At 32.6% G+C, this 26,988-nt stretch carries 21 protein-coding genes and 8 pseudogenes (1 of these 29 cut by a window edge); 10 read left to right on the forward strand and 19 right to left on the reverse strand.

Annotated elements, in window-relative coordinates; all coding sequences use genetic code 11:
* Nucleotides 1-636 carry the 5' portion of an alanine dehydrogenase gene (gene ald, locus P5P87_RS22010; protein ID WP_278020619.1) on the reverse strand. The gene continues 483 nt to the left of window position 1, outside the view, so the window shows 636 of its 1,119 coding nt (coding positions 1-636); it begins with the start codon at nucleotides 634-636; its stop codon lies beyond the left edge, outside the window.
* Between the two features lie 201 nt (nucleotides 637-837).
* On the opposite strand from ald, the gene P5P87_RS22015 reads away from it, so the two are divergent.
* Nucleotides 838-1,296 carry an Lrp/AsnC family transcriptional regulator gene (locus P5P87_RS22015; RefSeq protein ID WP_198858269.1) on the forward strand — a complete coding sequence of 153 codons (459 nt, stop codon included), beginning with the start codon at nucleotides 838-840 and terminating at the stop codon, nucleotides 1,294-1,296.
* Nucleotides 1,297-1,360: 64 nt separating this feature from the next.
* Here the strand turns inward: P5P87_RS22015 and P5P87_RS22020 are convergent, their stop codons facing one another.
* Complete coding sequence (locus tag P5P87_RS22020; protein ID WP_278020620.1) at nucleotides 1,361-2,809, reverse strand: glyceraldehyde-3-phosphate dehydrogenase; 1,449 nt, start codon at nucleotides 2,807-2,809, stop codon at nucleotides 1,361-1,363.
* A 203-nt stretch (nucleotides 2,810-3,012) separates the two neighbouring features.
* Nucleotides 3,013-4,413, reverse strand: coding sequence for a trypsin-like peptidase domain-containing protein (locus P5P87_RS22025; protein ID WP_198858271.1), 1,401 nt, complete (start codon nucleotides 4,411-4,413; stop codon nucleotides 3,013-3,015).
* Nucleotides 4,414-4,574: 161 nt separating this feature from the next.
* Here P5P87_RS22025 and dapF point away from each other — a divergent pair.
* The 4 genes and pseudogenes from dapF to P5P87_RS22045 all read left to right on the forward strand — a co-directional run bounded on the left by dapF (nucleotide 4,575) and on the right by P5P87_RS22045 (nucleotide 8,077).
* Nucleotides 4,575-5,358: pseudogene (gene dapF / locus P5P87_RS22030) on the forward strand (diaminopimelate epimerase).
* A gap of 12 nt (nucleotides 5,359-5,370) precedes the next feature.
* Complete coding sequence (locus tag P5P87_RS22035; RefSeq protein ID WP_198858273.1) at nucleotides 5,371-5,904, forward strand: GNAT family N-acetyltransferase; 534 nt, start codon at nucleotides 5,371-5,373, stop codon at nucleotides 5,902-5,904.
* Nucleotides 5,905-5,914: 10 nt separating this feature from the next.
* Nucleotides 5,915-6,955 carry an endolytic transglycosylase MltG gene (gene mltG, locus P5P87_RS22040; protein WP_278020621.1) on the forward strand — a complete coding sequence of 347 codons (1,041 nt, stop codon included), beginning with the start codon at nucleotides 5,915-5,917 and terminating at the stop codon, nucleotides 6,953-6,955.
* Nucleotides 6,956-7,438: 483 nt separating this feature from the next.
* Nucleotides 7,439-8,077, forward strand: a complete 639-nt coding sequence (locus P5P87_RS22045) for a peptidoglycan-binding protein LysM (protein WP_278020622.1) — start codon at nucleotides 7,439-7,441, stop codon at nucleotides 8,075-8,077.
* 42 nt (nucleotides 8,078-8,119) lie between these two features.
* Here the strand turns inward: P5P87_RS22045 and P5P87_RS26210 are convergent, their stop codons facing one another.
* The 12 genes and pseudogenes from P5P87_RS26210 to dnaA form a co-directional block, all read right to left on the reverse strand.
* Entirely contained in the window at nucleotides 8,120-8,584 is a 465-nt protein-coding gene (locus P5P87_RS26210) for a cobalamin-dependent protein (RefSeq protein ID WP_422854078.1), read from the reverse strand.
* Entirely contained in the window at nucleotides 8,565-8,828 is a 264-nt protein-coding gene (locus tag P5P87_RS26215) for a methylmalonyl-CoA mutase family protein (protein WP_422854104.1), read from the reverse strand. The genes P5P87_RS26210 and P5P87_RS26215 overlap by 20 nt, the downstream gene beginning before the upstream one ends.
* Nucleotides 8,800-10,247 (reverse strand): annotated as a pseudogene (gene scpA / locus P5P87_RS22050) (methylmalonyl-CoA mutase). The gene P5P87_RS26215 and the pseudogene scpA overlap by 29 nt, the downstream one beginning before the upstream one ends.
* A 44-nt stretch (nucleotides 10,248-10,291) precedes the next feature.
* Nucleotides 10,292-11,656: a methylmalonyl-CoA mutase subunit beta gene (locus tag P5P87_RS22055; protein ID WP_278020623.1), complete on the reverse strand. Its 1,365-nt coding sequence runs from the start codon at nucleotides 11,654-11,656 to the stop codon at nucleotides 10,292-10,294.
* 14 nt (nucleotides 11,657-11,670) lie between these two features.
* Nucleotides 11,671-12,003 carry an FtsB family cell division protein gene (locus P5P87_RS22060; protein WP_198858278.1) on the reverse strand — a complete coding sequence of 111 codons (333 nt, stop codon included), beginning with the start codon at nucleotides 12,001-12,003 and terminating at the stop codon, nucleotides 11,671-11,673.
* 156 nt (nucleotides 12,004-12,159) lie between these two features.
* Nucleotides 12,160-12,768, reverse strand: a complete 609-nt coding sequence (gene udk, locus P5P87_RS22065) for a uridine kinase (protein ID WP_111363887.1) — start codon at nucleotides 12,766-12,768, stop codon at nucleotides 12,160-12,162.
* 371 nt (nucleotides 12,769-13,139) lie between these two features.
* A pseudogene (locus tag P5P87_RS22070) lies at nucleotides 13,140-14,022 on the reverse strand (SDR family oxidoreductase).
* A gap of 77 nt (nucleotides 14,023-14,099) precedes the next feature.
* Nucleotides 14,100-15,226: pseudogene (locus P5P87_RS22075) on the reverse strand (methionine aminotransferase).
* Nucleotides 15,227-15,444: 218 nt separating this feature from the next.
* Nucleotides 15,445-15,906, reverse strand: coding sequence for a hypothetical protein (locus P5P87_RS22080; RefSeq protein ID WP_278020624.1), 462 nt, complete (start codon nucleotides 15,904-15,906; stop codon nucleotides 15,445-15,447).
* Between the two features lie 250 nt (nucleotides 15,907-16,156).
* Nucleotides 16,157-16,871: pseudogene (locus P5P87_RS22085) on the reverse strand (SAM-dependent methyltransferase).
* Nucleotides 16,872-16,938: 67 nt separating this feature from the next.
* Nucleotides 16,939-17,394, reverse strand: a pseudogene (locus tag P5P87_RS22090) (low molecular weight protein-tyrosine-phosphatase); the annotation flags it as partial.
* Between the two features lie 7 nt (nucleotides 17,395-17,401).
* Nucleotides 17,402-18,829, reverse strand: a complete 1,428-nt coding sequence (dnaA, locus tag P5P87_RS22095; protein WP_095931847.1) for a chromosomal replication initiator protein DnaA — start codon at nucleotides 18,827-18,829, stop codon at nucleotides 17,402-17,404.
* Between the two features lie 187 nt (nucleotides 18,830-19,016).
* Here dnaA and P5P87_RS22100 point away from each other — a divergent pair, with 187 nt between their 5' ends.
* A complete protein-coding gene (locus tag P5P87_RS22100) occupies nucleotides 19,017-19,421 on the forward strand; it encodes an acyl-CoA thioesterase (protein WP_177212343.1) in 405 nt (134 codons plus the stop codon).
* A 31-nt stretch (nucleotides 19,422-19,452) separates the two neighbouring features.
* On the opposite strand, the gene P5P87_RS22105 is transcribed toward P5P87_RS22100, so the two are convergent.
* From P5P87_RS22105 to ribD, 3 genes are all read right to left on the reverse strand, one after another.
* Nucleotides 19,453-20,085: an IMPACT family protein gene (locus P5P87_RS22105; protein WP_198858284.1), complete on the reverse strand. Its 633-nt coding sequence runs from the start codon at nucleotides 20,083-20,085 to the stop codon at nucleotides 19,453-19,455.
* Between the two features lie 139 nt (nucleotides 20,086-20,224).
* Nucleotides 20,225-20,827, reverse strand: a complete 603-nt coding sequence (locus P5P87_RS22110) for an HAD family hydrolase (RefSeq protein WP_278020625.1) — start codon at nucleotides 20,825-20,827, stop codon at nucleotides 20,225-20,227.
* Entirely contained in the window at nucleotides 20,820-21,866 is a 1,047-nt protein-coding gene (gene ribD, locus P5P87_RS22115; RefSeq protein WP_278020626.1) for a bifunctional diaminohydroxyphosphoribosylaminopyrimidine deaminase/5-amino-6-(5-phosphoribosylamino)uracil reductase RibD, read from the reverse strand. Before ribD ends, P5P87_RS22110 begins: the two co-directional genes overlap by 8 nt.
* A gap of 130 nt (nucleotides 21,867-21,996) precedes the next feature.
* Here ribD and P5P87_RS22120 point away from each other — a divergent pair, with 130 nt between their 5' ends.
* From P5P87_RS22120 to P5P87_RS22130, 3 genes are all read left to right on the forward strand, one after another.
* Nucleotides 21,997-22,482 (forward strand): GNAT family N-acetyltransferase, encoded by a 486-nt coding sequence (locus tag P5P87_RS22120; protein ID WP_278020627.1) that lies wholly within the window; start codon nucleotides 21,997-21,999, stop codon nucleotides 22,480-22,482.
* An 84-nt stretch (nucleotides 22,483-22,566) separates the two neighbouring features.
* The gene (prmC, locus tag P5P87_RS22125) at nucleotides 22,567-23,433 is read left to right on the forward strand and encodes a peptide chain release factor N(5)-glutamine methyltransferase (protein WP_278020628.1); all 867 of its coding nucleotides are present in this window, start codon (nucleotides 22,567-22,569) and stop codon (nucleotides 23,431-23,433) included.
* Nucleotides 23,434-23,456: 23 nt separating this feature from the next.
* Nucleotides 23,457-23,975, forward strand: coding sequence for a hypothetical protein (locus P5P87_RS22130; RefSeq protein WP_278020629.1), 519 nt, complete (start codon nucleotides 23,457-23,459; stop codon nucleotides 23,973-23,975).
* A 20-nt stretch (nucleotides 23,976-23,995) separates the two neighbouring features.
* Here the strand turns inward: P5P87_RS22130 and P5P87_RS22135 are convergent.
* Nucleotides 23,996-25,241: pseudogene (locus P5P87_RS22135) on the reverse strand (ABC transporter permease).
* Nucleotides 25,242-25,485: 244 nt separating this feature from the next.
* Here P5P87_RS22135 and hisS point away from each other — a divergent pair.
* Nucleotides 25,486-26,911: pseudogene (gene hisS, locus P5P87_RS22140) on the forward strand (histidine--tRNA ligase).
* Nucleotides 26,912-26,988 lie beyond the last annotated feature (77 nt).

A 26,988-nucleotide genomic window follows, 5' to 3' on the forward strand; every position in this document is an offset into this window, starting at 1 on the left:
AGGCATGATATCATCCAATTGACGTAAACGAGGTAAGCTTAAGTCCATAATTGTAACCTGAGCACCTAATCCAGCGACCATTTTAGCGACTTGAGTTCCTACGATTCCTCCACCTAAAACCAATACTTTTGCTGGTGGAACACCTGGAACACCGCCTAAAAGAATTCCTCTTCCTTTTAATGGTTTTTCAAGATATTTTGCTCCTTGCTGAATTGCCATACGACCAGCAACTTCAGACATTGGCACTAGTAATGGTAAACTTCTGTCTGTTTTTTCTACAGTTTCGTAAGCTAAACAAACAGCTCCTTTTTCTAACATTGCATGCGTTAATTCTTCTGAAGAAGCAAAGTGGAAATAGGTGAATAACAATTGATCTTTCTTGATTAATGGGTATTCAGATGCAATTGGTTCTTTTACTTTAATGATCATTTCAGCAATAGCGTAAACTTCTTCAATCGTTGGTAAAACAATCGCACCAGCTTCTGCATATTCTGCATCAGCAAAACCACTTCCTAAACCAGCTGTAGCTTGAACATAAACTGTATGTCCGTGTTTTTTCATTTCAGAAACACCTGCAGGAGTTAAGGCAACTCTGTTTTCATTATTTTTTATTTCTTTAGGAACACCTATTATCATTTTGTTATATTTTTTTGTTTTTATTGAAATTGTTTTACAAATCTACAGATAGAGAATAAATTATGGTTTAATGCTTTATAAATAAGAAAATATTATTTTATTTTTTATTTTTACAGAAAAATATTCTGTTTTGAAGTGGAATTGATTCTTCAAAAAGAAAAAATGACTAAATCGGACTAATTTTAATAAAACGTTTTCGTTATGGCTTTAGATGAAATTGACAAAAAAATACTACGTCTTTTACAAGAAGACGCGCACTACACATTAAAAGACATTGCAAACAAAATAAATCTGTCTTTGACTCCTGTTCATGATCGAGTGAAACGTCTTGAAAAAGATGGCATTATAGAGAAATATGTGACTATTTTAGATAAGAAAAAACTTGGAAATAATTTGACAGTTTATTGCCAGGTTACATTGACAAAACAGACTTATGATACTTCGGAAGGGTTTAATCAGTCGATTTTGAATTTACCGGAGGTTGTCGAATGTAATTATGTTTCAGGAAACTTTGATTATATGCTGAAAATCATAATTCCAGACATGGAAAGTTATCATCATTTTCACCAAAAAAAATTATCTATTCTTCCTGAGGTTTCTCTAATAAATACCGTTTTTGTGATTTCGGAGGTTAAAAGCACAACAGTTCTTCCTATTTAAAGTAAAACAAAAAACCATCAAGAAGATCCTGATGGTTTTAAGAAAAAAAGTTAGTTTGGTTGAATTAATAATAAGTATAACGTCTTACTTTGGCAATATATTTTGCTAAGCGAATTACTTGATGGCTGTAACCATATTCGTTATCGTACCAAATATAAAGTACTATATTTTTTCCATCCTTTGAAACAATCGTTGCGTTGCTGTCATAAATAGATGGAGCAGATGTTCCAACGATATCAGATGAAACTAGTTCGTTATTTAAAGAATATTTTATTTGCTCTACAAGTTCTCCTTCTAGAGCATATTTCTTCATAATTTTATTGATTGCTGTAATAGATGTAGGTTTCTTAACTTCTAAATTTAAAACTACAAGAGATCCATTTGGAACGGGAACTCGAATAGCATTTGAAGTTAGTTTGCCTTCTAATGATGGTAAAGCTTTCGCGACAGCACTTCCTGCGCCAGTTTCGGTAATTACCATATTTAAAGCAGCGGCTCTCCCACGACGGTATTTTTTATGCATGTTATCAACCAAATTTTGGTCATTGGTGTAAGCATGAATTGTTTCTAAATGCCCTTTAACAACTCCAAGAGTTTCTTCAACAACTTTTAGAATTGGAGTAATGGCATTTGTTGTGCAAGATGCGACCGAAAAAATATTTACTTCGTCGGGATTAAAATCGTTATGATTAACACCATGTACAATATTTGGAACTCCTTTTCCTGGAGCAGTCAGTAAAACTTTACTAGCTCCGTTTGAAGTTAAATGTCTTTTTAATGCTTCTTCGGTTGTAAATGCTCCAGTATTATCAATTACTAAAGCATCATTTATTCCGTGTGCGGCATAATCGATTTCTTCTGGTGAATTTGCTGTAATGATATGAACCGTTGTTCCGTTTATAATTAAGGCATTATTTTTAGCATCGGCTATTACAGATCCTTGAAAATCTCCATGAATGGAGTCATATCGCAATAGAGAAGCTCGTTTCTCTAAGCTCGTTGCATCGTTTTTATCGCGTGTTACAATTGCTCTCAGGCGCAATTGATTTCCTTTTCCAGTTTTCGACATTAGCTCTCTCGCTAATAAACGTCCGATTCTTCCAAAACCATATAAAACAACATCTTTTGGTTGAATCTCTTTTGAGGATTTTGCTTTTTTCAGCTTATCTATAACAAAATATCTTGCATCTGGATATCTTTCATCCTCTAGGCGATACTCATAAGTAAGTTTTCCTAAATCTATTTTTGCTGGCGGAAGGTCTAATGATAAGACAACTCTTGCGATTTCAACCGAATCAAAAATGGTGATTGGTTTGCCTACAAATTCTCCAGCATATTGATGAAGATTGATAATATCGCTAACGTTTTTATCCAATAATTGATTTTTGAATAAAACCATTTCGATTGATTTGTCATACCATAAATCGCTTATGATTTTAATTAATTCGACGCCGGCTTTTCTTCGGTCGACTTGTAAGGATACCTCTTTTTGGTACAATGATTTGTTACTCATAATTGAAAAAATAAAATGCTCACTATTTTAAAATTTTGCGCAAAAGTATCTATTTCAATCGATTTCGTAAACTATTTTAGCATTTATTTTTGAAAATAAAAAAGCCACCTTAATTTTCTTAAAATGGCTTTTTTGAAGTTTTTAGTCTCGGTCGCAGTTTTCAGTTTTTTTGATTCTTGAAAACTGTCACTGCAAACAGCGACTTAGATTATAATTCTGAAAATCTCTCCATTTCTGTTGATCATTTCAATTCTTACGCTTTGTCCTTCGTCTTTTTTGCTTAAAAGTTTAGAAACAGTTTCAACATTTGTTGCTTTTACATTATCAATGCTAAGAATAATATTTCCTAGTAATTCGTTTTGATATTGCATTAAATTCTCATTGCTGATGTTTTTAATTTTAACACCATAATCAATTCTGAATTTTTTCTTGTCAGTAGCATCAATGTTTTCTAATTCGATTCCTTTAAATTCGGCACTGTAAAACTCATTTTTGCTTAAAGTTACAGGAACCGTTTTGGTTTTTCCTTCTTTAATATAAGTTACTTTTACAACATCGTTTGGACGTTTTGTATTGATATAACCCGATAAATCAGCATAAGTTGCAATATTTTGATCATCCAGTTTTACAATAATATCTCCTTTTGTTAAACCAGCTTTTTCTGCTCCTGAGTTTTTAGAAACTCTATTAATATAGAATCCTTGTGTTTCTGTTACTCCCAATTCTTTAGAAGCAGTTGCATTCAATTCGCCTCCTTCAACGCCAAGAATGCCTCTTTGGACATTTCCATATTCCATGATGTCCTCAATAATTTTGCGAGCAATATTAGAAGGAACAGCAAAAGAATATCCAACATAAGAACCCGTCATAGAAGAAATCATCGTATTAATTCCAATTAATTCTCCTCTTGCATTTACTAACGCTCCACCGCTATTACCTGGGTTTACCGCAGCATCAGTTTGTATGAAAGATTGGATTCCGCTTTGGTCTAAATTTCTGGCTTTTGCCGAAACAATTCCTGCAGTTACTGTTGAAGTTAAATTATACGGGTTTCCAACTGCCAATACCCATTCTCCAACTTTCACATTATCAGAATTGGCAAAAGCGGTGTAAGGAAGTTTTTCATCGGCATTGATTTTTAAAAGAGCAATGTCCATTTTAGAATCTGTACCAATTAACTTCGCTTTGTATGATTTTTTATTGTTTAAAGTAATTTCAATTTCTGTCGCGTCTTTAATTACGTGATTGTTAGTCACAATGTATCCGTCTTCAGAAATAATTACACCAGAACCAGTTCCTACTTGTTCTTGCTGTTGCTGTCCGCCATATCCGTAGAAAAACTCAAGCATCGGATTGCTTACAGTTCTTCTTGAGACATTTTTTACGTGAACAACAGTATGTACCGTTTTGTCTGCGGCTTCGGTAAAATCTAATGTTTCAGCACCTAAACCAACATTTTTTCCATAAGAGTTAGGGGCAAGAGTTACAACAGAATTTCCTTTTCCAAAAAAAGAATTGTTGCTTTCAAATAATAACTTGTAAGCACCAAGAGTAATAGCACCACTTAACAATGACACTAAAAATAAGGCTGAAAATCTTTTCATATTAGAATTTGTAATTAAGTTATTAGAATTTAAGTTTCATGTTTTATTTAACGTAAAATTACTTCAAAAAATTATTTGGAAAAACGGTTTAACTCTCTTTAACAATGATTAACATTTCATTAATTAATAGTTCGTACTTTTGTATTTCTAACAACTAAAAAATGCAAGTAGAATTTTATAAATATCAAGGTACAGGAAATGATTTTGTAATGATTGATAACCGTACAAATTTCTTTCCAAAAGACGATGTAAAACTTATTGAACGTCTGTGTGACAGACGTTTCGGAATTGGAGCTGATGGATTAATTCTTTTAGAAAATGATACCGAAACCGATTTTAGAATGGTGTATTACAACTCTGATGGAAACCAAAGTTCAATGTGTGGAAATGGTGGTCGTTGTCTTGTTGCTTTCGCTAATCAATTGGGAGTAATTGATGATAAAACGACTTTTATTGCAACAGACGGATTACATCATGCTTCTGTTAATGCAGATTCAATCGTTTCGTTGCAAATGATTGATGTGAACGAAATTCAGAAAAAAGATTCTTATACTTTCCTAAATACTGGTTCGCCTCACCATGTTCAAATTGTAGACGATTTGGAACATTATAATGTAAAAGAAAACGGAGCAGACAATTCGTTACGGTGAATTGTATGGTGAAAAAGGCGACAATGTAAACTTTGTAAAAAAAGTAGATAACGATACTTTTTCTTTAAGAACATACGAAAGAGGTGTTGAAGACGAAACTCTTGCTTGCGGAACTGGCGCGACTGCAGTAGCGATTGCTATGAACGCAATTGGCGAAACAGATAAAACTTCAATAAACTTAAATGTTGAAGGTGGAAAACTTGTCGTTTCTTTTGATAAAGATAATGATGGTTATACCAATGTTTTCTTGACAGGACCTGCGAAATTTGTATTTAAAGGAACAATCGAGATTTAAATCTAAAATTGAATGATAACTTTAAAAGGCGATTCTATTTATTTGCGTGCACTCGAACCTCAAGATTTAGAGTTCATTTATTCTATAGAAAATGATGAGAATATCTGGGAAGTTAGTAACACGCAAACTCCATACAGCCGTTTTTTGATTAAACAATATTTAGAAAATGCCCACCAAGATATTTATGAGGCAAAACAACTTCGTTTGGCAATTTGTCAAGATGAAGATTTTCCTGCAATTGGATTGATTGATTTGTTTGAATTTGATCCTAGAAATAATAGGGCAGGTATTGGTATTGTAATTCAGAAAGAAGAAAATCAAGGTAAAAATATTGGTTCTGAGGCTTTAGAACTTTTAATTAATTATTCTTTTACCAATTTAAATCTACATCAATTGTATGCAAATATTGGCGTACAAAATGTAGCGAGTATTGCACTTTTTACTAAATTTGGTTTTAAGAAAATCGGAATAAAAAAAGACTGGATTTTGTATCATAATCATTATCATGATGAAGCAATTTTTCAGCTAATTAATAAACAAATTTAAACTTTAAGCTTTGAGTCTAAAAAAAATAATCACAATAACTGCAGTAGCCATAATTTCAGCTTTATTGATTTATGGTTTTATTTTAATCAGTAGAATTTTTAGTTCTAACACTAAATTTGAAGAAAAAGAAGTCTACGTTTACGTGCCTACAGATGCGAATTACACTGATGTAAAAAAGATTTTGGCACCTTACATAAAAAACTTTGACAACTTTGAAATGGTTGCTGAAAAAAGAGATTATCCGCAAAATGTAAAATCGGGTCGTTTTCTTTTGAAAAAAGACATGAACAATATTGACTTAGTACGAGCAATGCGTTCTAACATTCCTGTAAAATTAGTTTTTAACAATCAAGAGCGCTTAGAAAATTTTGCTGGAAGAATAGGCAAAGAAATCGAAGCGGATAGTTTGTCTTTAATGAAAGCCATCAAAGATTCTACTTTCTTAGCAACAAACGGATTTAACGAAGAAAATGTTTTTGCAATGTTTATTCCTAATACTTATGAAATTTATTGGAATACTTCCGCTGAAAAGTTTCGTGATAAAATGATTAAAGAATATCACAATTTCTGGACGGCAGATAGAATCGCTAAAGCAAAAGCACAAGGTTTAACCCTGGTTCAAGCTACTATTTTAGCTTCAATTGTCCATAAAGAATCAGTTAAAAAAGACGAAAGACCTCGTATTGCTGGTGTTTATTTAAACCGTTTGCGTTTAGAAATGCCATTACAAGCAGATCCAACAGTCATTTATGCTTTAAAATTAAGAGACAACGATTTTGATCAAGTTATTAAACGAGTTTTTTATAATGATTTGGTAATGAGATCTCCATATAATACTTATGTAAATAAAGGACTTCCTCCAGGACCAATTGCAATGCCTGATATTACAGCTTTAGAAGCAGTTTTAAACCCAGAAAAGAACGATTATATCTATTTCTGTGCAAGTGTTGATCGTTTCGGATATCATGAATTTGTCGCAACACTAGCAGAACATAATGTAAATGCAAAAAAATATTCAGACTGGATTGCAAGTCAAGGAGTAACAAGATAATCTGATTTGTTTAAATAATATTAGAAAACCGAAGTCAATTTTGCTTCGGTTTTTTTGTTTTTTTCTGATGTAAAAAAGTCTTTGAAATTGAAAAATTATGAAATTGCTATTTTGTGTATTTTTCGATTTGGCATAATAAAAAAATAACCATTTTTTAATGATGAATTTTATAAAATTCGAAAACCACCTTTTCAAAATCTGCATAAAAACTACATTTTTTATGTGGGTTAATTCTTTCTTTTTTGTAGAAAAAGCTTAAAATTTCTATAAAATGCGATTTTTTTTGACCCAAAATTTCAATTTTTAGAGCTGAAATAAGTCACTTCAAATCTTTCGGAATCCATTAGTATATCTGGGATGAAAGCGAATTGCGTTTTTAAGTGGTAAATGTTAAAGTGTTGATTTATAGTATATTTTGAAAAGACTTATCTTTGCACCGTAGAAATTTCAAGAGGGTGACAGCATCTTGAAGAAAAACAATTTATGATAAAGAAATGGTATTTTTATGCGAGTTTAGTCGTTATTATTACATTTTTAAGTTTGGGATTTATTCCCTCAGAAAAAGAAACCAAACCTTGGTTTTTAATTGAAAAAACAGATGGATCAGAATACATTTTTCCATCAAAAGAAAAAGATGATTATCCAAACACCAACGTCCCATACACAGGAAATCATCTAATAGGATTTAAAGAAGCAGTAGCTTTTAAAGAATCACAAGGGCAATACAGACTAGTAAATTCTCTTGGTTATATGGGCAAATATCAATTTGGTTCTAAAGCTTTAAGAGCAATCGGAATTAATGATAATAAAGCCTTTTTAAAAGATCCTGCGCTACAAGAAAAAGCTTTTATGGCTTTGTTAGCCAAAAACAAATGGATTTTACGTTACGAAATCGAAAAGTATCAAGGTAAAATCATCAGTGGTATTGAAATTACCGAATCTGGAATTTTAGTCGCAGCGCATTTAGGTGGTGCAGGTTCTGTAAAGAACTTTTTCAAAAACAAAGGAAGCAGACATTTTAGAGATGCTTTTGGAACTTCTTTGAAAAGCTATATGAGAGATTTTGCAGGTTACGATCTTTCTTTTATAGAAGCAGATAGTAACGCAACAGTAAACGACTAAATGAAAAAAAGAAAAATCCCTTGTAAAAAGGGATTTTCTTTTTTAATCTATTAAAGCTTCTAAGATTTTTATAGTCGCTTCACTTATTTTAGTTCCAGGACCAAAAACAGCCGATGCGCCAGCATCAAACAAAAATTGATAGTCCTGAGACGGAATAACACCGCCTACAATTACCATTATATCTTCACGTCCATGTTTTTTTAGTTCTTCTATTACTTGCGGTACCAAAGTTTTGTGTCCAGCAGCAAGTGATGAAACGCCTAAAATGTGAACATCATTCTCGACAGCTTGTTTTGTTGCTTCGGCCGGAGTTTGAAATAGCGGACCTATATCAACATCAAAACCAACATCTGCATAACCTGTAGCAACCACTTTTGCGCCTCGGTCATGACCATCTTGTCCCATTTTTGCAATCATAATTCTAGGACGTCTACCTTCTTGTTTAGCAAAAACATCTGCAAGTTGTTTTGCTCGCTCAAAATTCTCGTCATTTTTTATTGTCTGCACTATACACTCCGCTAAAAGATTTAATTTGTGCTTTAAAACGACCAAAAACAGTTTCCAATGCATTACTGATTTCGCCAAGTGTTGCTCTATTTCTAGCCGCTTCAATCGCGATTTCTAATAAATTACCTTGCCCTGTTTGTGCACAAAGGATTAATTTTTCTAGTGACTTATTTACTTTTTCAGAATCTCTAGTTTGTTTTATTCCTTCCAGACGTTCAATTTGTCTGCTTACGAACCAATTGATTGTCTACATCCAAAATATCCAACGGATCTTCTTTTTCTAAACGGTATTTATTTACGCCGACAATAATATCTTGTCCACTGTCAATTCTTGCCTGCTTTCTTGCCGCCGCTTCTTCAATTCGAAGTTTTGGAATTCGGCCTCAATCGCTTTGGTCATTCCGCCAAGTTCTTCGACTTCTTCAATTAGCTTCCATGTTTTTTCAACAATGTCGTTAGTCAAACTTTCAACATAATAACTTCCAGCCCAAGGATCTACTGTTTTGGTAATTTTGGTTTCTTCTTGAAGAAATATTTGAGTATTTCGAGCAATTCTAGCAGAGAAATCTGTTGGAAGTGCAATTGCCTCATCTAAAGCATTAGTATGGAGAGATTGTGTTCCTCCAAAAACCGCTGCAGAAGCTTCAATACAAGTTCTGGCAACGTTATTAAACGGATCTTGTTCTGTTAAGCTCCATCCGCTGGTTTGACAGTGCGTTCTTAAAGCCAAAGATTTTTCGCTTTTCGGATTAAACTGCTGTAATAATTTAGCCCAAATCATACGGCCGGCTCTCATTTTGGCAATTTCCATAAAATGATTCATGCCGATTGCCCAAAAGAAAGATAATCTTGGAGCAAAATCGTCAATGGTCATTCCTGTAGATAATCCAGTTCTAATGTATTCTAAACCATCTGCCAAAGTATAAGCCAATTCAATATCTGCAGTTGCTCCAGCTTCTTGCATGTGATAACCAGAAATAGAAATGGAATTGAATTTTGGCATTTTTTTGCTGGTAAATTCAAAAATATCAGCAATTATTTTCATAGAAGGGGTAGGAGGATAGATATAAGTATTTCTAACCATAAACTCCTTTAAAATATCGTTTTGGATTGTTCCTGCTAATTTTTCAGGACTAATACCTTGTTCTTCTGCGGCAACAATGTAAAAAGCCATAATTGGTAAAACGGCTCCATTCATGGTCATAGAGACAGACATTTCGTCCAATGGAATCTGATCAAAGAGTACTTTCATATCTTCAACAGAGTCAATTGCAACTCCAGCTTTTCCGACATCACCAACAACTCTTTCATGATCTGAATCGTAACCGCGATGCGTTGGTAAATCAAAAGCAATTGAAAGTCCTTTTTGGCCTGCGACTAAATTTTTTCTATAAAAAGCATTACTTTCTTCTGCGGTAGAAAATCCCGCATACTGGCGAATGGTCCACGGACGTCTGACATACATGGTAGCATATGGTCCGCGCAAATTTGGTGCAAAACCAGCTCCGAAATCAAGAAATTCCAATTCTTCGATATCTTTCTCCGAATAGTTTTTTTTGATTTCGATTCCTTCAGCTGTAATGAAGTTGTCAGAATTAGAATTAACTTCTGGTTCCTCACTTTTAACTTCTAGCTTTATATGTTTAAGGTCTTTTCTTGTCATTGAAACGCTTTGTTTGAATTTGTAATTAATTACTTTTTCTGAGATTATTCCAATTCCAGTCTTTCCTGCTCCATTTTCTCTGCCAATCTCTTTTCGATAATTGGTGTAATTAATGTTTTTCTTGGTTTGATTTTCACAAAAGGAAACAATTCTAAATCATGTTTCATTCTGTCTTCTTTGTTCGGATATTTGTTTGTTCCTAGAAGAATTTCTTTTTTAGAATCGAATGATTCTTGTTCTTTATTGGAACTTTCTTGAATTTTCTTCTTGATTGTGCCATCGTTTAAAAGTTTCAAGAATCCACCGTTGGCTTCAATTTCTTTAAATAACGCCAAACTTTTCTCAGCCAATTGCATTGTTAAACTTTCAATATAATAACTTCCGTCAGCTGGATTATTTACTTTGTCAAAATAACTTTCGTGTTTTAAAATCAAAAGCTGGTTTCTAGAAATTCGATCTCCAAATTCGTTGTCTTTATGGTACAATGCATCGTAAGGCAAATTGGCAATTACATCTGCACCACCCAAAATTGCCGACATACACTCAGTTGTTGTACGAAGCATATTTACGTTGTAATCGTAAATTGTTTTGTTTCGTTTAGTTGGAGTTACCAAGAAATGACATTTTATTTCTGGATTATATTCTTTAGCAATTAAATCAAAAAGCATTCGAAGTGCTCTAAGTTTGGCAATTTCGAAGAAATAATTGGTTCCAACTGAAATCTGAAAAACAATTGATTTTGTTTCGGCAGAAAAACGATTTAAATATTCGTTTGCGTGTGCTAAGCTGTAAGCAATCTGCTGTGTAATATTGGCACCTGAATTTTGATATAATCCTAGATCAACACTTAACAAATTTAGATTGGTTGTGTTTTTAAATAATAAAGACAATGTCTCAAAATTGTTTTTTTCGGGAGTTGTAAACCAATTTCCTTCGCGTGCTAATTCTCCAATTGGATCAAAATTACAATAGAAAATGGCTTTTTTCTGTATCGAGATCGTGTCTAATTTTTTAACGAAATCGATTGAGATGAAATTGAAATTAAAGTAAACGATTTTGTTTTCTAAAGGAAGATTCTCTAGTAATTTCTGAACATCAGTTTTTTCATTCTGAATTGTAAATCGTAAACTTTCAGCGCCTCTTTCTAAAGTGTTTAAAGCACGTTCGATAGATTTTTCTACATCGAAAACAAAGATATTCTGGCAGATTTTAAAATCTGAGGCTTGAGTTTTTACATTTGCGGCTTTTGTAAATTCATCTATATGATAAAAAGGTTTAACCTGAATATCTTCTGGCGAATTCCAAATAACAGTTTGATTGTAATCGGCTCCATCTAATTCAAACTGAATTTTTTGTTTCCATTGTTTGGATGAAATCGGATTAAAATCGTCGAATAGGTTAGTGGCCATTGTATTTTGTTTGATTATTCTTTGTCTTGAATGGTATCTCCTTCAAATTGTATGATATAAATATCTTCGCTATCTTTTTTCATGAAATACTTTTCACGTGCGTATTTCTCAATTTGTTCAGGATTTTTGAGCTGTTTGATCTGCTCCTGATCTTTTCTGATTTCTTCCTGATAATACTTTTTATTATCTTGAAGTTCATGAATTTGTTCATCTAAAAAACGATGATCAAAATAGGAGTAATTATCTAAAAATAACATCCAAACTATAAAAAATAGCAAAACCCAAACATATTTGTTTCCAAGGTATTTGAACCATTTTTTGTCTTTGTATGGATTTTTAAATTTCATTTTAAACGAATATTTCTTTTGTATTTGTTATCTCTAGCCCCGATATCTCCCGATTTAGAAAAACAAGGCTTTTTTGCCGTAGTTTTTCTTTATCGGGAATAAAGGCGAAAGCGGTAATAAGCTCCTAATTATTATGGTTTAAATTTACGATAAAAATTATGAAATACGCTGATTAATTACGGCCCGAACTACATCAATTGCTACCGTATTGTATTTATCATTCGGAATAATAATATCGGCAAATGCTTTAGTTGGCTCTATAAATTGCTCGTGCATAGGCTTTAAAGTAGTTTGATAACGATTTAAAACCTCGTCAATATCACGTCCTCTCTCTGAAATATCTCTTTTTAAACGACGGATTAATCTTTCGTCAGAATCGGCATGAACGTAGATTTTGATGTCAAAAAGCTCACGCAATTCTGGATTAGTCAAAATTAAGATACCTTCAACAATCATTACTTTTCTAGGATGTGTCGTAATTGTATCATCAGTTCTGTTATGCTGAATAAATGAGTAAACAGGCTGATCAATAGTTTCACCTGCTTTTAAAGCTTTTAGATGTTTTACTAACAATTCAAAATCGATGGCACGAGGGTGATCAAAATTGATTAATGCTCTCTCGTCAAAAGACAAGTTATGGTTTTCTTTATAATACGAATCTTGAGAAATTACACCAACTTCAGTGTCTGGTAATTCGTTCATGATTTGGTGTACAACTGTTGTTTTTCCGCTTCCAGTTCCTCCTGCAATTCCAATAATGAGCATAAAATTTTTGTTTGATATTTGTTTGGCAAAAATAATAATTTAACTGAATCGCTAAACATTTAAAATAATTTAACCATATAAGTAACCTAAGTAAATTTAAGCTAGAAAATATTTAAGCAAAATGTTACTTAACTGAAATTATTGCCGTTATATTGATAAAAGACCGAATTATTTGTTTTAAATCATTTAAGCAATATAAGTAAATATAAATAGTCTTTTTTTTTGACTTAAAGAACTTTAAAAATCCCACTAAACTTAATCTCTTATAAGAACTTATATGGTGAAAAAAAAATCCCGAAAGTAAACCTTCGGGATTTCGTGCAATCAGTATAGTTTTAAAAAAATATTCTGAATTTAGTAAGCACTTGTAATTATTTATTCTTTTTTGCTTTAATCATCATTTCAAGCTGATCCCAAAGTTCTTCTGGAATTGCTTCTAATAAATTGAATTGTCCAGCGCCTTTTAACCATTCACCTCCATCAATTGTGATTACGTCTCCATTAATATATGAAGAGAAATCGGAAACTAAATAAGCCGCTAAATTGGCCAATTCTTGGTGATCTCCAACTCTTTTTAATGGCACTTTTTTAGCCATGTCAAATTTCTCCGAAAGATCGCCAGGCAATAATCTGTCCCAAGCTCCTTTTGTAGGGAATGGCCCTGGAGCAATTGCGTTAGAACGAATTCCGTATTTTGCCCATTCTACAGCAAGACTTCTTGTCATTGCCAAAACTCCCGCTTTTGCCGTAGCACTAGGAACAACATAAGCAGATCCTGTCCAAGCGTAAGTGGTTACTATATTTAAAATTGTTGCCGACGTTTGTTTGGTATCGATCCAATGTTTTCCAAAAGCAAGTGTACAGTTTTTAGAACCTTTTAATACAATATCAATTACGGTATCAAATGCATTTGCTGACAATCTTTCGGTTGGCGAAATAAAATTACCTGCTCGCATTATTTAAAAGAACATCTACTTTTCCGAATACTTTTAAAGTTTCCTGAAGCATGTTTTCTACTTCTTCGTAATGACGTACATCACATTGTAAAGGAAGACATTTACCTCCAGTTTGACTTTCCAGTTCGGCTGCAGTAGTTTTTAACTTTTCCAGATCTCTAGAAGTTATGGCTACTTGAGCTCCTAATTCGAGAAAATATTTGGTCATAGCTTTACCTAAACCGCTTCCGCCGCCTGTAACGACAATGACTTTGCCTTGTAAAGCATCATCACGTAACATTTTATCTGTGTAGCTCATAGTTTTTCTTTTTTTTGCAATATTAATTAAATAAAATAGGATGCGCGCATAATAATGTTATAAAATTTCGATAAATTTTATATTTCACATAATTTTTTTGCTGCAGACTCGAGTGTGAAGTTGTCTTTGGCAAAACAAAAGCGAATAAGTTTTTGATCTTTATGATCGGAATAAAAAGTAGAAATAGGTATTGCGACAACACTATGATCGATGATTAGTTTTTTGCAAAAAGTAACATCATCTTCGTTTGAAATATTGGCATAAGAAGCAACCTGAAAATAAGTTCCTTCGCAAGGTTTTAATGCAAAACGGCTATTTTGGAGCAGTTTCTGGAAATAATCTCTTTTTCCTGATAGAATTTTCCAAGAAGATTTACATCAACAATATCTAAATATTCGCTAATTGCAAACTGAGAAATACTGTTTACGCTGAAAACCAAAAACTGGTGAACCTTTTTAATTTCTTTCATTAAATGTTCAGGAGCAATAGTATAACCAATTTTCCAGCCTGTTATATGAAAAGATTTTCCAAAAGAAGAAACCATAACGCAACGGTCTAAAAGAAAATCTTTGGTATGTGCCGAAATATGTTTTTCTTCGAAAGTAATGTACTCGTAAACTTCGTCAGACAAAACAATAAGTTTTGGATATTTTTCAAGAAGGTTTTTTAACTGAATAAAATCATTTTCGGTTAATATTTTTCCTGTCGGATTATGCGGATTATTGATGATAATCATTTTGCTCTTTTCAGAACAAGCTTTTTCTATTGTTTCCCAGTTTGGCGTGTAATCATCATTTAGGGCAACTCGAACAGGTTTTGCTTTACAGAGTAAAACAGGAGATTCGTAAGAATCGTAACTTGGATCTAGAATTATGACTTCATCATTTTCTTTTACTAAAGCCAATATTGTAGTAAAAATACCTTGCGTAGCACCGGCTGTTACTAAAAGTTCTGTTTCTGGATTAATTGTTCTATTGTATGAATCTTGAATTAACTTTCCAATTTTGTTCATCAACGGAGGATAACCTGCCATTGGGGTATATTGGTGAACATTTTCCTTAGCTAGTTTTGCAACGATATCTGTTAATCTTTCATCAACAGGAAAATTAGGAAATCCCTGAGAAAGATTTATTGCATTATATTCAGTTGCCATTTTAGACATTACTGTAAAAATGCTAGTGGTTACATTTGGGAGTTTACTCATAATTTATTCTAGAAATGTTACACATAAAAGTAATTGTTTTGAAATGAATTTGAACAATTTTTCTTTCTTTAAGAGCATAAAAAAAAGACATTAAAGAAAAACTATTTCATAAATAGCTGTTGTTTAATGTCTTTTGCGGAATTTTTTTAAGGATTATTTAATTATTTCTCCAGTTGGTTTTACCACTAGATTCTGAACGGTTTTGTCTTTTTTGATTTTTAGATTGTATTCTTTTTTTCAATATCACCTTCTTTTTGAGTATAAAGAAATTTGTCTTTTATAATGGTCCATCCTGGATATTCTTTATAAATAGAGTAAATGACTTTAGCAGGAAGCTGTACGTTTTGATAATTTTCAACCACACTAGTTAGTTTTCCATTTTCATTGTAAGTTGCAGACAAAGAACCTTTAGGAGATTCTAACACCACCAAGAATTCATTATAGCCTTGATAATCTTTTCCTAAATCATAAGAAATGAATTTTTGTTGAAGTGCTCTCACATTTTCATCAGGATTTCTGTCCGGCAAGTAAACAGAAAAATCTTTACCAGCACTTTTAATTACAACTGCAGGTAAATCGGCCATTTTAATTTCGTCCTCTTTTATATCACCGTTTTTAACTTGAGAAAAAGAGTTTGAGATTAAACCAAAAAATAATAATACAAAAAGAAATGTTCTCATGATATTTATTTTTAAATATTAAATTACTTAGGTTAATCTTAATGATTTAAAAATGATGAGGGTTTCTTGAAATGGTTTGATGCTTAAATCATTAAAGTTTAAGGCGCGAACAATTTTTTTTAGCTAATAAAATTACTTCTTTTGTTGATGTGGGAGAGTTAAATATATCTTTAAGGATTGTTAATTAAAAAGAATTTAATCAAAAAAAATGCGTCAAAAATTGACGCATATATTTTTAAAGAGATTACTGCTACATTTTATGGATAATAAAAATTGTAGGACGTTTATCAATGTCAATTTTTAACTTTTTCCAATCTGAAACTCGCATTGTTTTTATGAATTCTGTTGGCAAAGTAATATCTGTTGCAATGCATAAATGTGTTGACGGATTTAAAATCTGCAAAAGATCTTCAATCAATTTGTTGTTTCTGTATGGGGTTTCAATGAATAGTTGCGATTGGTTTTTATCCTGAGATAATCTCTCGAAATGGCGTATTGCCGATTTTTTTCTCGTCTTTATCTATCGGTAAATATCCATTGAAAGTAAAACTTTGCCCATTCATTCCAGAAGCCATCATAGCCAGTAGGATAGAAGAGGGGCCAACTAAAGGTACAACCTGTATTCCTTTTTCGTGAGCCAATTTTACAATTACAGCTCCAGGATCTGCAACTCCAGGACAGCCAGCTTCGCTCATTAGTCCCATGTTTTTGCCTTCTAATAAAGGTTTTATAAAATCTAAATGCTCACTCGGTTCTGTACGTTTGTTAAGAGTAAAAAGAACCAGTTCAGATTGTTTTTTTTCTGGATAAACGGCTTTTATTGATTTTCGAGCTGTTTTATCATTTTCAACAATATAATGGTCGATAACTTCTATCGTTCTTCTAACAGTTTGTGGCAAAACATCCATCGGATCGCTTTCGCCCATTGTGGTTGGAATTAGATATAATTTTCCGAAAGATTTCATGTGCTTTTGTTTTAAAATTAAAAAATTCAATTATCTCTTTTTTAGAAACAATTGAATTAGGAGTGTTTTTTAGCGACTGATCTGCAATTAAATCGGTTACTTCGTCCAGCATTTGATAAACGTTGTCAAAACCGTTTGTTGAGCCGTAATATGGATCTGGAACATCGACATTTTCGTCTGGAAATAAATCGTTTAAAATTAAACGAACCTTATTTTTATGTTCGGGAGTTTTAGCTAAATGAACCACATCGCGATAATTCGAATTATCCATAACATAGATATAATCAAATTTGTCAAAATCAGAAACTTGAATTTGTCTTCCTTTTTGCGCACTGATATTGATTCCGTTTTTTCTTGCAACGTCAATAGAACGTTTGTCTGGACAATGGCCAACATGCCATGAGCCTGTTCCTGCAGAATCAACTAAAAATTTATCTTGAGGTAATTTAGAGGCTAAAATCCCTTCTGCTAGAGGAGATCTGCAGATGTTCCCTAAACAAACCATTAAGATTTTTACAGGCATGGTACTTCTAAAGCGTTAGTTTTTTGTTGATGTCTTCGACAAACTTTTTAAATTGTTTGTCTGTAGAAACTAAATTGTCAACTGTTTTACAAGCGTGAAGAACAGTTGCGTGGTCGCGGTCTCCAATTTGTGAACCAATATTAGCAAGAGAAGCTTTAGTGAATTTCTTAGCAAAGAACATCGCTAGTTGTCTTGCTTGCACCACATGCCTCTTTCTGGTTTTAGATTGAAGTGTCTCAATATCTAATTGGAAATAGTCTGAAACAATTTTTTGGATATAATCGATAGAGATTTCTCTCTTTACGTTTTTAACAAATTTCTCTACAACACTTTTTGCCAATTCAATCGTAACTTCTTTTTTATTGAAAGAAGATTGAGCGATTAACGAAATAATAGCGCCTTCAAGCTCTCTAACATTTGATTTAATGTTTCGAGCAACATATTCTAGAATATCTTCTGGCATTTCTACACCATCACGGTATAAAATGTTTTTTAAGATTGAGATACGAGTTTCGTAATCAGGCTGATGTAATTCTGCAGATAATCCCCATTTAAAACGAGACAATAATCTTTGTTCGATGTCCTGCATGTCAACAGGAGCTTTATCTGAAGTTAAGATTACTTGTTTTCCGTTTTGATGTAAATAGTTGAAAATATGGAAGAATACGTCTTGCGTTCCTGATTTTCCAGACAAGAACTGAACATCATCAATAATCAAAACATCGATTAACTGGTAAAAGTGAATAAAATCATTACGATTATTCTTTTTAACAGAATCAATATATTGTTGTGTGAAAATCTCAGCAGAAATATATAAAACGGTCTTTTCCGGATACTTATCTTTTACTTCTACGCCTATAGCATGTGCTAGGTGTGTTTTGCCTAAACCAACTCCTCCAAAAATCAACAAAGGATTAAATGAAGTTCCTCCAGGTTTGTTAGCAACAGCCATACCTGCAGAACGAGCTAAACGGTTTGAATCTCCTTCTAAGAAATTGTCAAAACTATAGTTCGGATTTAACTGAGACTCAATTTTTAAATTTCTAATTCCAGGAATTACAAACGGATTTTTTAGCTCAGGATTTAAGTTTTTAAACGGAGCGTCAACCTCTTGCGGTTTCATTGGCACTCTGTTGGCACTTGGCAGCTGCTCGGTAAACGGCTGTTTATTGCCATAAGTGTTCTCCATTTTAATTTTATAGAGTAACTTTGCGTTTTTTCCCAGTTCTTTGGTAAGCGCAACTTTCAATAATTTTACGTAATGCTCTTCGAGCCATTCGTAGAAAAATTTACTCGGAACCTGAATGTATAATGCGTTATCGGTTAGCTCAACTGATTTGATTGGTTCGAACCAAGTTTTATATGCTTGGTCTTGAATATTATCCTTTATAAAGGACAAACAGTTTTCCCATACCGATTGAGCAGTTTTAGTCATAGATTCAGATAAATTTTTATTATTGTTATAAAGATTCTCCTAATAAAAAAGGAGCAATTTTATTCCGTATTTCGGGATAACAAATATGTGAACAAATTTCTGTAAAAAAAAATATTTTGGTATCTAATTTTATAAAAAAAAGTTGTAATGAGGCTTTTTAAATTCGAAATTTTTTAATATTTTATAAATGAAAAATCATCAGACTCAAGTACGAGTTCGTTACTCAGAAACTGACCAAATGGGAGTTGTTTATCACGGAAATTATGTGCCTTATTTTGAGATTGGACGCGTGGAATGGCTTAGAAATAAAGGGGTTTCGTATAAAAGCATGGAAGAAAGCGGAATTGGTCTTCCAATTGTCAACATGAATATCAATTACAAAAAATCGGCGAGATACGACGAACTTTTGACAATTCACACCACTTTCAAAAGTCACTCTTCTGTAAAGATCGAATTTGACTGTGCGATTTACAATGAGGCAAATGAGTTATTAACAACTGCGACGTTTATTTTAGTATTTGTTGCGTTAAAAACGGGTCGTCCAACTGCTCCTCCAGAGTACATTTTGGAAATATTTAAATCACTCGAATAATTGTTAAAACGAATAGGGTTTTGATGTTAAATTATACTAATTTAATATCGATTTCGAACATTAAATCAAAAATGCTGAACACCGTTTCGGCATTTTTTTTTCGCGTTTTTGTCACAATTTTGCCAATTGGCAGTCCTGAAATTTCATCCATTTCCATTTCCTGAGACACGATTTCTAATTTCTTTTCTTTGATAACGCGCATTACTTTATTCATGTTTTTGTAATCAAAAGAAATTAAAAATTCGACATCGATTGTCTTTTCAACGATTTCACAAATTTCCAAAGTCTGTTGTGCCGTTGTTCGATATGCGGCTATTAAACCGCCAACGCCTAATTTTACTCCTCCAAAAATTCGAACTACTACAACAAGAACGTTTGTAACTCCAAAAGATTGTATCTGGCCATAAATTGGTGCTCCGGCAGTGTTGCTTGGTTCACCATCATCATTGGCACGGTACGAAACTTTATTTCCGACGCCTAATTGGTAGGCATAGCAATAATGCACCGCATGCGGATGCTGTTTTTTAAGGTCTTCTATTATGGGTTTTACTTCGTCCTCATGATCTATCGGAAAAGCATAACCAAAGAACTTACTGCCTTTTTCTTTAAACAGTATTTCTTCAGATGCAGATGCAATAGTTTGATAAGTATCGTTAATTTCCAATTGTAAGGGTTTAAGTTTTTTTTAGCCACAGATTAAAAGGATTAAAAAGATTCTCACAGATTTTCTTTTAAAAAAGCAAAAAAAGAAATCTTTTTAATCCTTTTAATCTGTGGCTAAATATTTTTTACTAGAAAGTGTGTTACAATAATCCTTTGGTGAATAGATCAACAACATCTTCTTTGCCAACTTGAAGATTCCATACTTTGATTCCTAAAGTTGCGGCGCTGTCAGTATTTTCTGTTTTATCGTCAACAAATAAAGTGTTTTCTGCAATTAAATTATTCTGGTCCAAAACAAATTGATAAATTTTCGGATCTGGTTTTCTCATTCCAATATCAAAAGAAAAATATACTTTTTCAAAACAATTGTAAAAATCTTTATAAAAAGAAACGCCACTTTTTTCTTCAAAAGTATTGATGTGAATTGAATCGGTATTACTCAACAAAAACAAACGATATTTTTTTGATAACTCTTGAAGAAATTCCAAACGATAAAAAGGAAAATCTGCTAAAACAGCATTCCATGCTTTTAAAATATTTTCTCTTGAAGCGTTTGGCAATTGTTTTTGAAAACCAGCAATGAATTCTTCTGGCGAAATAGATCCCGTTTCAAAAGAGAGATTTAACTGATCCAGTTCGTTGTTCCATTCCTTCATCCCCAATTTTTGTAAACCAGAAATAGTAGCAGGTTTATCCAAATTGATAAAAATATCCCCAAAGTCAAAAATTATCGCATCAATCATAATTTCTAATTTGTATTAATTCGTCACCTAAAATATTGGTCTTTGAACTGTTTTTTCTTGAAATTTCTGGAGCTTTCGTTCCTTTTTCAAAACTTGTTTTTCCGATAAAAATTCGAGCTTCATCCCAAAGATTTTCATCTATAAAAGATTGAAGCGTTTGTCTTCCGCCCTCAATAATTACAGATTGAATTTGATTCTGATACAAAACGTCTAAAATCTGAGGAATGATATTTTTATCAAAATCAATTATCTCAAATTGAGTATTTTCTTTTGACGGTTTTGAATCTTTAGAAAAAATAATAGTTTTTACCGTATCATCAAAAATAAAACTGTTTTCGTCAATTCGATTATTTTGATCAATAACAATTCTCGTCGGATTATTTCCTTGCCAATCTCGAACATTCAATTTTGGATTATCATCAATGACGGTTTGTGTTCCAACAAGAATAGCTTGTTCTTCAGTTCTCCATTTATGAACCAATTGTCGCGAATATTGATTTGTAATCCAAATTGGTTTTCGGTCTTGATTCGAGACTTTTTCAGGAGCCAAAAATCCATCTTGACTTTCTGCCCATTTTAAAATAATATAGGGTCTCTTTTTTTGATGAAAAGTAAAAAAGCGTTTATTAAGCTCGTTGCAATCATCTTCTAAAACTCCGACAGTAACATTCGCACCAGCTTCAATCAATTTTAAAATGCCTTTTCCCGCTACTTTTTCATTTGGATCAACTGTACCGACAACAACATTGGGAATTTCATTGGCGATAATCAAATCACAGCAAGGAGGAGTTTTGCCAAAATGACTGCAAGGTTCTAAGCTTACATAAATTGTAGCTTTTTTCAACAGCGATTTATCTTTTACAGATCGCACCGCATTAACCTCTGCATGTGGCTCTCCAGCCTTTATGTGCCAGCCTTCGCCAATAATTTTATTCTCGTAAACAATTACGCTACCAACCATGGGGTTTGGATACGTTGTTCCAAGTCCATTTTGTGCCAGTTCGATGCGGCGTTTTATATATTTTTCATGTATATTCACAGTGCAAAAGTAGTTAATTTTAAGATTATCATTAACTGAAAAGGGTTAAGTTGTGAAACAATCCCGATAGTTATAGTAGTATTCAAAACTATCTTTACTTTTGTGTTTATAATGATTTAGAATAAAAAAAATGGTAAATTGGCTTATACGAGCAATTAAAAAAGAAGACAATCAAGCAGTTGCAAGTTTGATACGTTCTGTCTTTGATGAAATGGAAATTCCAAAAGTTGGAACAGCATATGAAGATCCTTATTTAGATTTGATGTTTGAAGAATATAGCAAACCCAATTCGGTATATTTTGTTGTTGAAAATGACGGAGAAATTGTTGGCTGCGCTGGAATTGCGCCTTTAGAAAATGGAAATCCAGAAATTTGTGAATTGCAGAAAATGTATTTTTTGCCCAAAACTAGAGGTTTAGGAATTGGAACACAGATGATGGAGAAATGTTTAGAACAAGCCAGAATTTTTGGTTTTGAAAAATGTTATATCGAAACTATGCCATTTATGCATGCTGCACAAAAGTTGTATAAAAAATCCGGTTTTGAATATTTAGATGCACCATTAGGTTGTACAGGGCATAATTCTTGTCCAGTGTGGATGTTGAAAGTTTTGTAGAAAAGTTGTAACAAATCTTAACAAACAAGACTTATTGAAGGGTTAGAATCAGCTTTGGCTGAATAAAATATTCAAAAAAATAAAATGAAAATTAAACAATATCGTACTCAGTTTATTAAAGAATTAGCTCCTTTTTACGATGCGTACGAAGCGGAGAGTTTTTTTTATTTAATTCTGGAAAATAAACACCAGCTTCGTCAGATTGATTTAGCTTTAAATCATGAATTGGCTTTTGATGAGAATGATTTTGTAGTGTGGGATGAACTTCTAAAACAACTTAAAAAAGAAGTGCCAATTCAGTATTTGCTTGGTAAAACAAATTTTTACGGTTTAGATTTTGAAGTGAATGAAAATGTTTTGATTCCGAGACCTGAAACTGAAGAATTGGTCGAATGGATTATTAACGAAAATACAAGTCGAGATAAAAATAAAAAGATAAGAATTCTAGATATTGGAACGGGAACGGGCTGTATTGCGATTTCGTTAGCAAAAAATCTTCCCAACGCAGAGGTTTTTGGAATTGATGTTTCTAAAAAAGCTATAGAAACTGCCAAAAGAAATGCTGTGGCAAATAATGTAGATGTTACTTTTATGTTGCTGAATATTTTAGAAGCAGAAGAATTTTCTAATCAGTTTGATATTATTGTTTCAAATCCGCCTTATGTTCGAAATCTGGAAAAAGTAGAAATCAAAAAGAATGTACTGGATTATGAACCACATTTAGCACTTTTTGTAGAAGATAATGATCCGCTTATTTTTTATAGAAAAATCGCTTCTTTGGCACAAAACGGACTTCAGAAAAAAGGGAAATTATATTTTGAGATCAATCAATATCTTGGAAAAGAAATGATTGAATTACTAGAAAATATGAGTTTTGAAAACGTTGAGCTTCGAAAAGATATTTATGACAATGATCGTATGATTTCGGGTAAGGTTTTGAAAGACTTATAATTTGATAATTCAGTTAGTATCTTATGGAATATCGAACTAACCCCAAAGAAAACTATATTGTAATTGATGGTTATTTTTCGTTAGACGGAATTAAATCTGTTAAAGATGTTGTTGAAAAACGTTTTGAAAATCGATTAAAAACAAATTTCTATAATGATTTTATGAATTGGTCTAAAGCTGAAAATGAAATTCTGTTAGGAACATTTCGATCGTCTGCTGCTTGGCCTATAAGTACAGATTTAGGATGTATTTTTGATTTTCGGAATCCAGACGAATTTGTTTATCAGGAATTTAAACTTATTCATTCTTTGGTGAATGGATGGATTCCAGCAGAAAACACTTCGATAGGAAATAATCATATTTTAGCTGTAAGATTTGAGAGTCAAATACCTGAAATACTACATAAACTTTATGAAGAAAATGAGTATCACCCAAAGGCTCCAATTGGTTGTCTTCAGTTAGGAGTGTGTCGCAAGAATGATTTTCCAATTATATTAGAAAATATAAAGAAGAGTCGTTTAAAAAGTAAAAACGATTATTAGATTGAAACCTGCGACTACAACTATTCGTAACGCAACGCTTCAATAGGGTCTAGTTTTGATGCTTTAATAGCTGGATATAAGCCAGAAACTATTGCCACCATAAAACTAGTTGCAAAAGCTACAAAAATCGCCATCCACGGAATTACGAAAGAAAAACTCATTGCGGTTGCTATAGCAAAGCCAAGTAGAATTCCTAAAACAATTCCAACCAAACCTCCAATTTGACCAATTAATAAAGTTTCTATAAAAAACTGAAAAGCAACAGTAGATCTTTTGGCTCCCAAAGCTTTGCGAACACCAATTTCTCGAGTACGTTCTGTAACCGAAACAATCATAATATTCATTAAAGCTATTGAAGACCCTAAAATAGTGATAATAGAAATAGTCCAAGTCTGCCAATCCTAAATATTGTGTGATGCTCAGAATTCGGTTAATTAAGTCATCGCTGCGTACTATGCCAAAATTGTTGTCGCGTACAGGACTTAACTTGCGAACTCTTCGCATTGTACTTGTAGCATTATCTATGGCTTCATCTAAAACTTCTTTTTTTGAAACCATCACACTAATGGTGTAATTGATATTTGGAGCTGTAAATAAAGATCTTGCAACTTGAATAGGAATTAATACTCTTAAATCCTGACTGTTTCCAAACGTAGATCCTTTTTCTTTAAGAACGCCAATTACTTTAAATCTTGCGCCTCGAATAGAAATGATTTTATCAATTGGATTTATATCTTTTAAAAGTCCTTTTTCAAAATCAGAACCCACAATGCAAGAATAAGTGTTGTTCTCAATGTCAAATTGATTAAAACTTCTTCCCAAACTGGTTTCCAGTCCAGAATTGGTAATAAAATGTTCATCAACTCCAACAATTGTAATTTCTGGATCTGTTTTTTCGCTTAAATATTTTACTTCAGCAGTTGTAGTTGCGGTAAAAGAGAGAGAGGTTTCGGTAAACGGATATTTGTATTTGTTTTTGAAGGCAACAGCTTCTGGATACGAAATAATTGGATTGATGACTTCGCGTTCTCTCCCGCCACGGTTTCGAACTTTATTCTCGTATTGGTTAATGTTAAAAGTATTAGCTCCCATCGAAGCAAAATCGCTAGAAATAGTATTTTCTAAAGCAGAAACAACAGTCAAGATGCCAACCAAAGCCGTAATACCTATTGCGATAATTAAAACGGTAAGAATAGTACGCAGAATTTGTGTTTTGATAGAACCAAAAGCAATTCGGATATTTTCTTTAAATAATTTTAGCATCATGACCAATTTGTCACGAAAATACGTTTTTTGTTACAAGTTTGTTTTCCAAGTGTTATTATTTATTTTAAAAAGTAAGATATTTGCAGACTTAAATTAAGTTGTAAGTTGGAAAATCATAAAGCCGAAAGTCTAAAGAACCAACAGTCTTAAAAAAAAATCTGGGAATAAAGTAATATTATAAGATTTTTAGATAAAGATTGGAACAATCTAAAATCTAAAATCAACAATCTAAAATAAAAAGAAGATGGCTTCAAAACCAAGCATACCAAAAGGGACAAGAGATTTTTCACCAGCTGAGGTGTCAAAACGTCAATATATTATTCAAACGATAAAAGCTAATTTCGAGAAATTTGGTTTTCAGCCAATCGAAACGCCTTCGTTTGAAAATTCAGATACCTTAATGGGGAAATATGGAGAAGAAGGAGACCGTCTGATTTTTAAAATTTTAAATTCAGGTAACTTTTTCTATAATAAAAGTAAAATTGAATTGCCAGAATCAATTGAAGAATTGCAATTGAATTCTGCTGAAAAAATAACTTTAGAGCAAAGAATCGAATTAAATAAATTCACAGGAAAAATTTCTGAGAAAGCGTTGCGTTACGATTTGACAGTTCCGTTTGCAAGATACGTGGTGCAACACCAAAGCGAAATTGAATTTCCGTTTAAAAGATACCAAATTCAACCAGTTTGGAGAGCTGATAATCCGCAAAAGGGACGTTTTAGAGAATTCTTTCAATGTGATGCTGATGTTGTAGGTTCAAAATCACTTTGGCAGGAAGTAGAATTGGTTCAATTGTACGATACTGTTTTTACTTCTTTAGGTTTAGAAGGTGTTACAATTAAAATCAATAACAGAAAAATTTTATCTGGAATTGCTGAGGTTATCGGTGCTTCTGATAAATTAATTGATTTTACAGTCGCGCTTGATAAATTGGATAAAATTGGTGAAGACGGCGTTAAAAAAGAGATGATCGAAAAAGGAATTTCTGAAGATGCTTTAGTTAAAGTACAGCCACTTTTTAGTTTCACAGGAAGTTTTGTAGACAAAATTGCACAGCTTTCAGACTTATTGTCTTCTTCTGAAGAGGGAATGAAAGGAGTTGAAGAATTGAAGTTTATTTGTGACAATGTTGCCGTTTTAGGTCTTTCAACTGCTATTTTGGATTTGGATGTGACATTAGCTCGTGGTTTAAATTATTATACGGGAGCTATTTTTGAAGTTGCAGCTCCAAAAACAGTTGCCATGGGTTCTATTGGCGGCGGAGGAAGATACGACGATCTGACTGGTATTTTTGGTTTGAAAAATATGAGTGGTGTCGGAATCTCTTTTGGTTTGGATAGAATTTATTTAGTTTTAGAAGAATTACAATTATTTCCAGAAACTGTTGCAAGCAACGTCAAAAGCGATATTCTTGAATTTTGGAGATAAAGAAGCTTTGTATGCTTCAAAAGCGATTCAGAAATTAAGACAGGAAAATATAAAAGTAGAATTATATCCTGACAGTGTAAAAGTTGGAAAACAATTTCAATATGCAGATAAACGTTTAATTCCGTTTGCCGTACTGGTTGGAGATCAGGAAATTAATTCAAATTCATATACGCTTAAAAATTTAGTGACAGGAGAACAGGTTTCTGTAGATTACGAAGGTTTGAAAAATGCATTAATCTAAGAATCAGATTTAAAAGATTTTGGTTCACGCAGATTAGAGCAGATTTAGTTTGAATTTTATATGGATGAAATCTACTC

Source organism: Flavobacterium ginsengisoli (genome assembly GCF_029625315.1).
Classification (GTDB): Bacteria; Bacteroidota; Bacteroidia; order Flavobacteriales; family Flavobacteriaceae; genus Flavobacterium; species Flavobacterium ginsengisoli.

Excerpts from the sequence above, each read along its gene's own strand:
- P5P87_RS22015 (WP_198858269.1), top strand. The coding sequence starts at position 838 with ATGGCTTTAGATGAAATTGACAAAAAAATACTACGTCTTTTACAAGAA.
- P5P87_RS22020 (WP_278020620.1), bottom strand. The coding sequence starts at position 2,809 with ATGAGTAACAAATCATTGTACCAAAAAGAGGTATCCTTACAAGTCGAC.
- P5P87_RS22025 (WP_198858271.1), bottom strand. The coding sequence starts at position 4,413 with ATGAAAAGATTTTCAGCCTTATTTTTAGTGTCATTGTTAAGTGGTGCT.
- P5P87_RS22035 (WP_198858273.1), top strand. The coding sequence starts at position 5,371 with ATGATAACTTTAAAAGGCGATTCTATTTATTTGCGTGCACTCGAACCT.
- P5P87_RS22045 (WP_278020622.1), top strand. The coding sequence starts at position 7,439 with ATGATAAAGAAATGGTATTTTTATGCGAGTTTAGTCGTTATTATTACA.
- P5P87_RS22055 (WP_278020623.1), bottom strand. The coding sequence starts at position 11,656 with ATGGCCACTAACCTATTCGACGATTTTAATCCGATTTCATCCAAACAA.
- P5P87_RS22060 (WP_198858278.1), bottom strand. The coding sequence starts at position 12,003 with ATGAAATTTAAAAATCCATACAAAGACAAAAAATGGTTCAAATACCTT.
- udk (WP_111363887.1), bottom strand. The coding sequence starts at position 12,768 with ATGCTCATTATTGGAATTGCAGGAGGAACTGGAAGCGGAAAAACAACA.
- P5P87_RS22080 (WP_278020624.1), bottom strand. The coding sequence starts at position 15,906 with ATGAGAACATTTCTTTTTGTATTATTATTTTTTGGTTTAATCTCAAAC.
- dnaA (WP_095931847.1), bottom strand. The coding sequence starts at position 18,829 with ATGACTAAAACTGCTCAATCGGTATGGGAAAACTGTTTGTCCTTTATA.
- P5P87_RS22100 (WP_177212343.1), top strand. The coding sequence starts at position 19,017 with ATGAAAAATCATCAGACTCAAGTACGAGTTCGTTACTCAGAAACTGAC.
- P5P87_RS22110 (WP_278020625.1), bottom strand. The coding sequence starts at position 20,827 with ATGATTGATGCGATAATTTTTGACTTTGGGGATATTTTTATCAATTTG.
- P5P87_RS22120 (WP_278020627.1), top strand. The coding sequence starts at position 21,997 with ATGGTAAATTGGCTTATACGAGCAATTAAAAAAGAAGACAATCAAGCA.
- prmC (WP_278020628.1), top strand. The coding sequence starts at position 22,567 with ATGAAAATTAAACAATATCGTACTCAGTTTATTAAAGAATTAGCTCCT.
- P5P87_RS22130 (WP_278020629.1), top strand. The coding sequence starts at position 23,457 with ATGGAATATCGAACTAACCCCAAAGAAAACTATATTGTAATTGATGGT.